The following is a 12,039-nucleotide window of genomic DNA, read 5'->3' on the forward strand; positions in this document are numbered from 1 at the left end:
CGCGGGCGTTCGCGCGCTCCCCCGTCGGCGCGGGGCGCGCCCGCCGCGGGGCGGGGGGGGGGGCGCCCTTTCGGTCGTCGGCCGGCGACCGAGATCACCGGCCGACCGCCGGTCACCGGCTCGCGTCGGTCACCGGCTCCAGCCCTGTCTCACTGCCGTAGCTGCTGTCACTGCCCTCCCTGCCGTCACTGCCCGGCGTACTTCTCGCTCACCGAGTCGAAGACGGCCTGGGCCTCCTCGCCGAGCCGGGGTCCGGCCAGCCAGCCGGCGGTCACCGGACCGATGGAGGTGTTGGAGACCAGCGCGGGCTCACCGTCGGAACCGGTCGCCACCCAGCCACCGCCCGACGAACCGCCCGTCATCGTGCACCCGATGCGGTACATCGTCGGGTCGGTCTCCGTGATCGACAGCCGCCCCGGCTGGTCCGCGCACTGATACAGCGCCTCCCCGTCGAACGGCGGCGCCGCCGGATACCCGGTCGCCGTGATGCTCTCCACGTCCGGCACCGCCGGGGCGTCGAAGTCCACCGGCAGGGCCGAACCCACCGTCTCCTCCAGCGACTTGCCCGAGGAACCTTCCTCCGGCGTCACATGGATCACCGCGAAGTCGTACGCCGCCCCGTCCCCACCGGTCGGCCCGCCCTGCTCGATCCATTGATCCGAGGTCTGCACCCAGTCCGCCCACCAGACGCCGTACGGGGCGACCTCCTCCTCGGAGGCGGTCTGCAACTCCTCCGCCGGCATCCCCGAGTCGTTGTACGACGGCACGAACGCGAGGTTCCGGTACCAGCCACCGCTCTTACCGGCGTGCACACAGTGTCCCGCCGTCCAGACCATGTTCGACTTGCCGGGGTTCGCCGGGTCCTGCACCACCGTCGCCGAGCAGACCATCGTGCCCTCGGGGGAGTCGAACAGCAGCTTGCCCGCCTCCGGCGCGCTGTCGTGGTACTGCGCCTGCACCGCCTGCGCCTCCACCGGCTCCGGCGTCGGGTCGGTCACCCCCTGGTCACCGGAGATGTCGTTCTCCTCGACACCCTGATCCGGCTCCTCCGCGTCCCGCATCCGGTCCGTGTCCCACAGGCCCTCGATGATCGGGTTGATGAACTCGTCGGCCTCGCGGAGCCAGTCCTCCCGGTTCCAGTTCTTCCACTCCCCGTCCCGCCAGGCGTCGAGGTCGATCCCGTAGTCCTTGAGCCGGTCCTTGATGTCGTCCGGTATCTGGATCTTGTCGTCAGCAGCCGCCGTCGCCGACGCCGCACCGTCCGCCGAGGGCTCGCCCGACCCGCCGCACGCGGTGGCGGTGAGCGCGAGCGCCGACACGACCGCCACCACGGCCGGCACCGGCGACGCTCTGCGCCGCGAGCTGCTTCCTCGACGAGCGATGAAGGACGGCCGTATGGATCGCATGGACTTACTCCCCCTGAGATGAACGGAATCGGCGCTGCGGCGGTGATCCCGACGAGGCTCCCACAGAGCCCGTCGCCCCGACCGCCCGGCCTTCGGGAACGGCTGCCCACCCTATGCGGTCGCTGTGGGGGACTTCCGACGGATCGGCAACGGTTTCGCTACGACGCTCCTGACCAGGCAATCATCGGGGGGCCGGCCCATCTGACGTCCGTTCACGCCGGTTCGCCCGCCCCCTCCTCGGCCTCCGACAGCCCGCGATCCAGCGCGTCTTCGGCAACGGGGGTGCCTGCTTTGCGCTTTGCTGGACCGCCGGACGAGAAAGCCGGGAAGCCGGCCCCCGCCCGGCCAGTGAGGTCGGCCGTGAGGTCGGCCGCCCTCAGTAGCGACCGCCCACCACCTTGCCCGCCAGTTCGTCCAGCGCGGTCACGTCCTCCTCCGTCAGCTCGATGGCAGCGGCGGCGGCATTCTGCTCCAGCCACTTCACGCGCTTGGTGCCCGGGATCGGCACGACCGGCACGCCGAGCCGCTCGCCCCGCGCGTGCACCCAGGCGAGCGCGATCTGCGCGGGAGTGACACCCCGGGCCTGAGCCAGCGCGCGGACGCCCTCCGCGACGACCTCGTTGTCCGTCGTCTGGAACCGGGGCAGCCGCCTGCGGGCATCGCCCACCGGCAGGGCCGTCACATCCACCGAGCCGGTGAGGAAGCCCCGGCCGAGCGGAGAGTAGGCGACCAGGCCCACGCCCAGCTCACGCAGGGTGTCGGCGACCGTCCCCTCCAGATCACGGGACCAGATCGAGTACTCGGACTGCACCGCCGTGATCGGATGCACGGCATGCGCCCGCCGCAGCAGCGCGCCGTCCACCTCGGAGAGGCCGATGTGCCGGATCTTCCCCTCCTTCACCAGCTCGGCCAGCGCGCCGACCGACTCCTCGATCTCGGCGTTCTGCCCGACCCGGTGCAGGTAGTAGAGGTCGATGTGGTCGACACCGAGCCGCAGCAGCGAGGCGTCACAGGCGCGCTTGATGTAACCGGCGTCGCCGCGCAGCGCCCAGGTGTCCCCGCCCATGCGCTCGATCCCGGTCTTGCTGGCCAGCTGCACCTCGTCCCGGCGGCCGGCGATGGCCTGCCCGACGAGCACCTCGTTGTGGCCGTACCCGTAGGCGTCGGCCGTGTCGATGTGGGTCACCCCGAGGTCCAGCGCGCGACGGACGGTGGCGACGGCCTCGTCCCAGCTGGTCGGGCCGTACGGCGGATATCCCTCGCTCATGCCCATGCAGCCGAGGCCCTGGGCCGAGGTGGTCAGCTCACCGAGCGAAATCCTGTTCACGGACTGTCTCCGTTTCGAATGGCCCCTGGCACACCCACAGGCGGCGAACGCACCTACGGGTGCCCCGAGGCGGTTGTACGATGACTGAAACCGGAGGACCCTCCGGTTGTTAACGACGTTACCGGAGGCCCCTCCGGTACGCAAGATGGGGAGACGTCTGCCCGCCCGGGGCGGTGCCCCGAACGACACCGGGGAGCGCACATGCCCGATCACCCGCCGGAGCGCGCGAGGCCCGCACAGCCGGTCCGCGCACACGCCCGCCGCAACCGCGAGAAACTGCTGGCCGCCGCGCTGGAGGAGTTCGGCAAGGTCGGCGACAGCGCCTCGCTGGGCAGCATCGCCAAGACCGCCGGCGTCGGCATCGGCACCCTGTACCGGCACTTCCCGAGCAGAGAGTCCCTGGTCCTGGCCACCTACGAGTACGAGGTGGAACAGCTCTGCTCGGCCGCCGAGGAACTGCTGGGAGAACTGCCGCCCGATCAGGCGTTCAGGGAGTGGATGGGACGCCTGGCGAGCCTGCTGGTCACCAAGCAGCACATGTCCGAGGCGCTGCGGACCTTCGGCCCCCAGGACACGTGGGAGTCGGAGTCGTACACCAAGGTCTTCGGCACCATCGGCGCCTTCGTCACGGCGGGTGCCGAGGCGGGGAGCATCCGGAGCGACCTGTCCACCGCCGATGTCGTCCTCGCCATGAGCGGGCTGCTACGGCTGGACGCCGCAGGCGACTGGAGATCCCAGGGGGATCGGCTGATCGGCCTGCTCATGGACGGCCTGCAAGCCGGAACGCACCCGGCCCGCAGATCCGCACCGGGCCGCCCTCGCGACTGACCCTCACCTGCCTCCTCGTCCGGGCCGGACGGCAACCCGCCCGGCCCACAAGGCATTTCCGGCAAGGAGGTGAAAGGCGCCCCTCGATCGCCTCTCCCTCGACGGCCCTTTTCACGTGACCGGACACCGCGCCGCAGCGATCCAGACCGTCGGCCTCGGTAGCGACCTGGACGGGCGGCTGCGCGTCATCCGGCACCGGCGACACAGCCGCGCCACGGTCGCGGGCAACGGCTTCGAGGCCCCGCCATGGCCTCCCTCCAGACCTACGCCGCACCGAACTCCTCGCGCCCAACTACACCCTGAGACTGAACATCCCCCCGGTCACCATCATGCGCGCCCCCGCCGACCAGCCGGGCTCCTTCGGCCTCGCATGCGCGATCGACAAGCTGGCAGCCGAACTCGGCATTGACCCGCAGGAGATCCGCCGCCGCAACTTCGCCACCACCCACCCCGGCGAGGGCCTGCCCTGGTCGGGCAACCACCTGGAGGAGTGCTACCGCACCGGCGCCGAACGCATCGGCTGGCGCCGCTACGCCGCCGCACCCGGCAACCACCGAGGACGGCGACTGGCTGGTGGGCCTGGGCGTGCCCACGGCTGGCCTCGACTCGGCGCCTGCCAGCAGTGTGAGCCTACGGCTGACCTTCCGCCGCAACGGCACCGTGACCGTCGCCAGTTCCACCGCCGACATCGGCACCGGCATGCGTAACGTCCTCACAGTCATGGCCGCCGACGCCCTGGGACTCCCGGTCACTCGGATCACACCGGAGGTCGGCGACTCCACCTTGCCCGGCACCGAAGCCTCCGCTCGCGGGGCGATCGGCTCCGAGTCGACCGCCAGCATGGCCCCGGCCGTACGGCCTGCGGCCCAGGCGGCGATCCGCGCGCTGATCGAGCAGGCCGACGGCAACACCCGCTCCCCGTTCCACGGCATGGCCGCCGCGGACCTGAGCTTGAGCAAGGGCTTTCCGGCCGGATCGCCAACGCCAACCTCGCCGACTACATGGTCGAGGTCAACGCGGACACCCCACCGGTCAAGGTCCACTCCCTTGACCACCCCGACACCCACGTCAGCCCGGTCGGCACCCGAGGCATCGGTGAACTGGGCATGATCGGCGCCGCGGTGGCGATCCCCAACGCCGTTCACCACGCCACCGGAACGCGCGTCCGGGACCTGCCGATCACCATCGAGAATCTGCTCTGACCCACTCCCCCCTTTCCTGCGGTTGGGCTTCTCTGCGGTTGGGTCGGAACGCTGGATCCACTCGATCCACGGGCGCCAGTTTCCTCCCGTACCTGGCCAGCACGCCGGGTATGCCGCCGCCTCCCATCCCAGCCCCGAGGCCCTCGTCCGGACGATCCGCCGCTGGACGTCCAGATCCCGGTAGTCGCGGGAGGGCGAACCGGCGCGGAAGCCGAAGAATGCCACCACTTTGGAGTTATCAAGGATCGATCGCATACCGATGGTCCGACCGGGCTCGCTATAGGCGACGGCTCCGTCGCGAGAGCCACAAGGTCAGCGCGGGCCCCGCGATGTCCGCTCCGGACACCAGAACCTTGGGGGGCACGAGAGACCCTGATCCATCGGGATCACTCACCGCGCTGCGTGTCACCTCCGGATATGAGGACCCATCGGCGCGGGAGTCTTGGTATGTGAAGGCTGGGGCGCCTGCCGTATAGGTCGATGAATCGCTCGGGCCGGCGATTTCGAGGCAACCCGTAACCCACTGCCCGGTGGGGTGTTGGTAGCCGTGGGCGGCGGATCCGACACATGCACGCAGAGGGCCTCGAACCGCCCCCCCTACAAGGGACCTCGGAGACCGATCCGGACCCGGCGGTCAGCGCGCGACCGGAAAACGGACACCGCCCCCGATCCGACCGGGACGTCGGCACCTGGGAGTCGGGGAGCACGAACGGCCACCCCACCTCCGAACAGCGGGAGAACAAGGAGACCGTGGCCATGACCGAGAGCCCCCAGCACCGGCATCAGACCCGTGAGCCAACCACCCGCGCCCACGCGAGATCGCTGCGGATCGCCCCGTCGGCCGACGCTCAGCCGCAGGCCCGGAGGGCCCATTGGTCGCCCATCAAGGGCGCCGCTGCCCGCCCCTACCCACACTGTCTCGCCGACGCCCGTCGCCACCTGCCCTGTCTCTCTGACACAGGAACCCTTGCCCCAGGCCACAACCACCCCGTCGCCCGCAACGGCCCGGACCCCGTTTCCGACGCCACCACCCCGATCGAGGAAGCTTTCGTCATCGAACCCCGCAGTACCCCGCCCCACGGCCCCGTAGCCCACGCCCGCGTCCGCTTCTGCGGCCCGAACTCCGCGGACGCCCCACACATGGCGCTCAAACTCCCCCGAACCACGGCAGGCGGCAGGGAACTCCTCACCACCGAGCCACCAACTGCCTTCCGTACCCACCGCCCCACCCTCGCCCCCGACAGCCGGCTGCCTGCCTGGGCCACGGGCGTGTTCCTCCCGCCCACCCGAGGCGGCGGTGAACCAGCCCCCGTACCGGACGACCACATTCGGCACCCTCACCATCTCAGCACGGCCCGATCCATCCCCCTGATCGCCTTCACCGGCGCACAACCCCCGGAACCGGGACCGATGTCGGCACCGGAACCGGATATGGCATCGGCACGGCCACCAGCAGTCGCGCCGCGCCCAACTCCACAACGCACCCCAGACCCTGAGCACCCGACGACCGGAGAGACCCCGCCGCCCGCCCCCAAAATCGCCCCCGCCGTCCAACGGGGGTACCCCAGACAGCGCCTGCTCGTCGACCTCACCGGCCGCCGCCCGAAACTGATACATCTCCTCCCACCTCTGACGATCACCGACGAACAGACCCCCACCGCACTCAACCGCTTCTCGGCTGCCTCGCATGCGCTGGCCCGCAGCCCCGCCGCTCACAACTGGCTCACGCCCTTCACTCCCATCCCCGTGCAACCCCCACCCATTGCGGAACAGCGCCCCGCATCGCCCTGCAACCCCCACACCACCGAACAGCCCCCGCACAACAACCCACGCACCCCTTCGCACCACCGCACAGTCGGCTCATCGCAGCCCCCCGAGCCAGCCCACCCCAAGGACCGTCGTGACCAGCACGCCACCCCACCCTGACGACCACCCGGCCCCCGCAGCCACGTATCCCCCCACTTCGGTGCCCCGCCAGCAACACGCCCCCTCCCACCGCGAACAACTCGGCGGCGCCACCACCGACCTCGTCCAACACCCCGACCCCTCCACAGCCGCCCAGGCCGCCACCATCGAGAATCTCCTCCGCTGCTGGGCCCGAGAGACCAACCTCTCCGCCCCCGACGACGGCACCCTCCGCATCCCCCTCCTCACCATCGGCACCACCCTCCTGGTCCCGGTCCACTACTGGTCCCCCACGGGCTGGCACCGCTTCGGTCTGCCCTACCTCTCCACCCCCTCGCCTCACACCGGACCCACCTCGCTCCCACCGCTCGACGCGACCACCCTCGCCGCCCTGCTGGCCCGCGAAGCACAGGCCACCGCGCCCGCCCCCGCGGACCCGCCTGTCCGCAGCGCCGAGGCAGCCCCCATGAGCGAACCCGCAGCCGCTGCCGGTGGACCGACAACCGCCGCTGGTGGACGGACAACCGCTGCCGGTGGACTCACAGCCGCCTCCGATCTCGTCAGCCGCGTCGCCGACTCCCTTCGCAGAACCGCCACCTTCATCACCGACCGCCGACGCGACCCGGCCGACGGCCCCGACCTGTTCCTCTCCGCAGAGCAGGCCCTACTCCTGGGCCACCCCCTGCACCCGACTCCGAAAAGCCGCGAGGGTCTCACCGAGTCCGAAGCTCACCTCTACTCCCCGGAACTGAGAGGCCGCTTCCCGCTGCACTGGCTGGCCGTCGCCCCCTCCGTTCTCGCCACCGACTCAGCCTGGACCGAGCGAGGCCGCACGGTCCCCGCAACCCTGCTGACCGCCCGGCTCGCAGGACCCGAACTGCCCCTGCCGGACACCTGCACCGCCCTGCCCCTGCACCCCTGGCAACTGCGCGAGGTGCTTCAGCGCCCGGACACCGCAGCGCTTCTCGACGCCGGACTCCTCCGAGACCTCGGCCCCCATGGGCCCATGTGGCACCCCACCTCCTCGGTCCGCACCGTCTACCGCCCCGGTGCCCCCGCCATGCTCAAACTGTCGCTCGCCCTCCGCATCACCAACTCCCGTCGCGAGCACCTCCGCAAAGAACTCCACCGAGGCGTCGAGGTACATCGCCTCCTCCGCAGCGGTCTGTCCCATCAATGGCGGGCAGTCCACCCGACCTTCGACATCGTCCGCGACCCCGCCTGGCTGGCGGTCGACGGACTGGACGGTCACCCCGTTCACGGGCTGGACGTGGTGATCCGCCACAATCCCTTCCACCCCTCCGACGATGTCTCCTGCATCGCAGGCCTGGTCGCGCCACGCCCACTCGACCCGACCCTCCAGTCGATCACTGAGCCAGCCGGCCGGCCGACCACTGGGACGACCACCCCAACCCCCACCCCCACCTATCGATCGCGCCTGGCCGACGTGATCACGCGCCTCGCAGCCCGCACCGGCCACCCCCGCAGCACCGTGGCCGCCGAGTGGTTCCTGCGCTATCTGGAGCATGTCGTCCGCCCCGTCCTCTGGCTGGACGCCGAGGCCGGGATCGCCCTGGAGGCCCACCAACAGAACACCCTGCTTCTGCTGGACCAGGAGGGCTGGCCGGCCGGGGGCCGTTACCGGGACAACCAGGGCTACTACTTCCGCGAGTCGCGACGCGCGGACCTCGACGCCAGGCTTCCCGGCATCGGCGAGCACAGCGACACCTTCGTCTCCGACGAGGTAGCCGACGAGCGCTTCACCTACTACCTCGCGATCAACAACGTGCTCGGCCTCATCGGCGCGTTCGGATCCCAGCGGCTCGCTGACGAACGGCTCCTGCTCGCCGCCTTCCGCCGATTCCTGGAGGACGTCTCCTCCGGCCCCGCCCGGCTCCGTACCGCCTTGCCAGCCCTACTGCTCGACACCCCTGTCCTGCGTTGCAAGGCCAACCTCCTGACCCGGCTGCACGGCCTCGATGAACTCGTCGGCCCCGTGGACACCCAGTCCGTCTACGTCACCATCACCAACCCCCTCCACACCTGAACCCCGCACACCGAACCTCTGCCTCCGGGCCCTTGCCTCTCGCCCCACGTCCGCTTCCACCACCTCCACCCCCCGTCGTCCGCGAGGAATTCGTCCGACCCACCGACCGAGAGGAGCGTCGCCGTGCGCCCCACCGAGACGAGCACCGCCACCACCACCGACAGTGAGGACACACTGGAACTCAGCCTCCCGGATGAACTGATCGCTCTCTGCGCGGGCCAGACCGGAGCCGCGGCAACGGACACCGACAGACAGGCAGCCCCGACGAACCCCGCCCGCATCCCCGATCCCTCCGCCGCCTTCGATGGCCCCCCTCTCCTCGGTGTCCACGATCTCCTCGACAACGTCTCGACCTGGGGTCCCACCCCCACACCGGTCGGGACCTTCCACCTGGTCCCTGTCCGGGTCGGCCGAGACCTGTCGCTCATCAGCCGCTGGATGAACGACCCGGCGGTCGCCGCCTTCTGGGAACTGTCCGGCCCCGAGAACGTGGCGGAGGAGCACCTGCACAGCCAACTGACCGGCGACGGCCGCAGCGTTCCCTGCCTGGGACTCCTGGACGGCAAACCGATGAGCTACTGGGAGATCTACCGGGCGGATCTCGACCCGTTGGCCCGCCACTACCCCGCCCGCCCCCATGACACCGGGATCCACGTCCTCATCGGAGGCGTCACCGACCGGGGGCGAGGTCTGGGCGGTTGTCTTCTCAGGGCTGTGGCCAACCGGATTCTCGACCATCGGCCGACCTGCGCACGCGTCGTAGCCGAACCCGACATCCGTAACACCCCCTCCGTGTCCGCTTTCCTGACCGCCGGATTCCGGTTCGCCGCCGAGGTGGAACTGCCCGGCAAGCGAGCGGCCCTCGTGGTCCGTGACCGGTCCCTGCGCGATCTGCTGTAGCGCTGCGCCACAGCGTCATCACTTTTGGTACACCGCTCGCACCGATCCGGTTCCCGTTTGATCCACACGAATCTCGAAGCACAGAAATCCTGACCCACACGAATCTCGAACCACGCGAATCTCGAACCACGCGAATCTCGAACCACGCGAATCTCGAACCACGCGAATCTCGAACCACGCGAATCTCGAACCACGCGAATCTCGAACCGTGGGAAGCCCGAACCGTGGGAACCCCGAACGGCAAGAATGCCCACCCCTTCCACCCCCACTCCGCCCCAATCACCCCACCCCACTCCGTCCCACTCCACCCCCCACCCCACCCGTCATCACCCGCCTGTCAGTCCCGAGCCGTAGGGTGGTCGCCCTATGACAAAGCCCTCACTTCCCGATCTCCTGCACGCGGCCGTCACGGCTGTCGGCGGCACGGAGCGCCCTGGCCAGGCGGCAATGGCCGAAGCTGTCGCGGACGTCATCGACGACGGCTCCCATCTGCTGGTCCAGGCCGGCACCGGAACCGGCAAATCGCTCGGCTACCTGGTGCCCGCGCTCGCACACGGGGAGAGAGTCGTCGTCGCGACCGCCACCCTCGCCCTGCAACGCCAGCTCGTCGAGCGGGATCTGCCGCGCACGGTGGATGCCCTGCACCCACTGCTGCGCCGCCGCCCGGAGTTCGCGATGCTCAAGGGGCGGTCGAACTACCTCTGCCTGCACCGCCTCCACGAAGGCGTGCCGCAGGACGAGGAAGAGGGCTTGTTCGACCAGTTCGAGGCGGCGGCACCGACCAGCAAGCTGGGCCAGGACCTGCTGCGCCTGCGCGAATGGGCGGACGAGACGGAGAACGGCGACCGGGACGATCTGACACCAGGCGTGTCCGACCGTGCCTGGTCGCAGGTGACGGTCTCGTCGCGCGAGTGCCTGGGCGCGACGAAGTGCGCCTATGGCGCCGAGTGCTTCGCCGAGATGGCCCGTGAGCGGGCCAAGCTGGCTGAGGTCGTCGTCACGAATCACGCGCTGCTGGCGATCGACTCGATCGAGGGCGCCCCGGTCCTGCCGCAGCACGAGGTGCTGATCGTCGACGAGGCGCACGAACTGGTCTCGCGGGTCACCGGCGTCGCCACCGGCGAACTCACCCCGGGACAGGTCAACCGCGCGGTGCGCCGCGCCGCGAAGCTCGCCAATGAGAAGGCCGCCGACCAGTTGCAGACCGCCGCCGAGGGCTTCGAGCGGCTCATGGAGCTGGCCTTGCCGGGCCGTCTGGAGGAGATCCCGGAGGATCTCGGCTACGCCCTCATGGCGCTGCGGGACGCCTGCCGTACGGTGATCTCCGCGATCGGCGCGACCCGGGACAAGTCGGTCCAGGACGAGGACGCGGTCCGCAAGCAGGCGCTGGCGTCGCTGGAGGGCGTGCACGACGTGGCGGAGCGGGTGGCCAACGGTTCGGAGTGGGACGTCGTCTGGTACGAGCGTCACGACCGCTTCGGCGCCTCCTTGCGCGTTGCGCCCATGTCCGTCTCGGGCCTGCTGCGCGAGAAGCTCTTCGCGGACCGTTCGGTGATCCTGACCTCCGCCACGCTGAAGCTCGGCGGTGACTTCAACGGTGTGGGCGCCTCGCTGGGGCTGGCTCCGGAAGGCACCGAGGGTGACGACCTTCCGCAGTGGAAGGGCATCGACGTCGGCTCGCCCTTCGACTACCGCAAACAGGGCATCCTCTACGTCGCCAAGCATTTGTCGCGCCCCGCGCGGGACGCCGATCGCGTCGACATGCTGGACGAACTGACCGAGCTGATCCAGGCCGCCGGCGGTCGCACGCTCGGCCTGTTCTCCTCGATGCGGGCCGCGCAGCTCGCCGCCGAAGACCTGCGGGGCCGTATCCCCGAGTACCCGATCCTGCTCCAGGGCGAGGAAACCCTCGGCGAGTTGATCAAGAACTTCGCCGCCGATCCGAAGACCTGCCTGTTCGGCACGCTGTCCCTCTGGCAGGGCGTGGACGTCCCCGGCTCCAGCTGCCAGCTGGTGGTCATGGACAAGATCCCGTTCCCGCGCCCCGACGACCCGTTGATGAGCGCCCGCCAGAAGGCCGTGGAGGAAGCGGGCGGCAACGGCTTCATGGCGGTCGCCGCCACCCACGCGGCGTTGCTCATGGCTCAGGGTGCCGGTCGCCTCGTACGCGCGACGGGGGACCGGGGTGTGGTCGCCGTACTCGATCAGCGTCTGGCGACCGCCCGCTACGGAAGCTACCTCAAGGCGTCGCTGCCCGACTTCTGGTACACCACGGACGGTAACCGGGTCCGGAAGTCGCTGGCGGCGATCGATGCGGCGGCCAGTCAGGAGGAGGCCGAGTAAAGGCGCTGTTGGAGGGCCGGGTTTTGTGGGCCGCCGGGGGAGCCGCGGGGGGCCGGAACCGGCGCCCGCGACGGAGGGGTA

General features: G+C 70.3%; 8 protein-coding genes and 1 pseudogene. 7 read left to right on the top strand and 2 right to left on the bottom strand.

Annotation, left to right across the window (positions count from 1 at the left end):
* Window positions 1–185: 185 nt before the first annotated feature.
* Together ACFXAZ_RS08460 and ACFXAZ_RS08465 are read right to left on the bottom strand one after the other, a co-directional pair.
* The gene (locus ACFXAZ_RS08460) at window positions 186–1,406 is read right to left on the bottom strand and encodes a trypsin-like serine peptidase (protein ID WP_384586659.1); all 1,221 of its coding nucleotides are present in this window, start codon (window positions 1,404–1,406) and stop codon (window positions 186–188) included.
* Window positions 1,407–1,782: 376 nt separating this feature from the next.
* Window positions 1,783–2,679: an aldo/keto reductase gene (locus ACFXAZ_RS08465; RefSeq protein WP_384586734.1), complete on the bottom strand. Its 897-nt coding sequence runs from the start codon at window positions 2,677–2,679 to the stop codon at window positions 1,783–1,785.
* 255 nt (window positions 2,680–2,934) lie between these two features.
* Here ACFXAZ_RS08465 and ACFXAZ_RS08470 point away from each other — a divergent pair, with 255 nt between their 5' ends.
* The 7 genes and pseudogenes from ACFXAZ_RS08470 to ACFXAZ_RS08500 all read left to right on the top strand — a co-directional run bounded on the left by ACFXAZ_RS08470 (window position 2,935) and on the right by ACFXAZ_RS08500 (window position 11,958).
* Window positions 2,935–3,561: a TetR/AcrR family transcriptional regulator gene (locus ACFXAZ_RS08470; protein ID WP_384586661.1), complete on the top strand. Its 627-nt coding sequence runs from the start codon at window positions 2,935–2,937 to the stop codon at window positions 3,559–3,561.
* Between the two features lie 305 nt (window positions 3,562–3,866).
* Complete coding sequence (locus ACFXAZ_RS08475; protein ID WP_384586736.1) at window positions 3,867–4,268, top strand: molybdopterin cofactor-binding domain-containing protein; 402 nt, start codon at window positions 3,867–3,869, stop codon at window positions 4,266–4,268.
* Window positions 4,222–4,422: pseudogene (locus ACFXAZ_RS08480) on the top strand (molybdopterin cofactor-binding domain-containing protein); the annotation flags it as partial. The gene ACFXAZ_RS08475 and the pseudogene ACFXAZ_RS08480, both read left to right, overlap by 47 nt.
* A gap of 140 nt (window positions 4,423–4,562) precedes the next feature.
* Window positions 4,563–4,763, top strand: a complete 201-nt coding sequence (locus ACFXAZ_RS08485) for a hypothetical protein (protein WP_384586738.1) — start codon at window positions 4,563–4,565, stop codon at window positions 4,761–4,763.
* A gap of 1,687 nt (window positions 4,764–6,450) precedes the next feature.
* The gene (locus ACFXAZ_RS08490) at window positions 6,451–8,715 is read left to right on the top strand and encodes an IucA/IucC family protein (protein WP_384586663.1); all 2,265 of its coding nucleotides are present in this window, start codon (window positions 6,451–6,453) and stop codon (window positions 8,713–8,715) included.
* Between the two features lie 123 nt (window positions 8,716–8,838).
* Entirely contained in the window at window positions 8,839–9,615 is a 777-nt protein-coding gene (locus ACFXAZ_RS08495; protein WP_384586665.1) for a GNAT family N-acetyltransferase, read from the top strand.
* 366 nt (window positions 9,616–9,981) lie between these two features.
* Window positions 9,982–11,958 (top strand): ATP-dependent DNA helicase, encoded by a 1,977-nt coding sequence (locus ACFXAZ_RS08500; RefSeq protein WP_384586667.1) that lies wholly within the window; start codon window positions 9,982–9,984, stop codon window positions 11,956–11,958.
* The last annotated feature ends 81 nt before the right edge of the window (window positions 11,959–12,039 follow it).

The organism is Streptomyces sp. NPDC059477 (assembly GCF_042749375.1).
GTDB lineage: Bacteria > Actinomycetota > Actinomycetes > Streptomycetales > Streptomycetaceae > Streptomyces.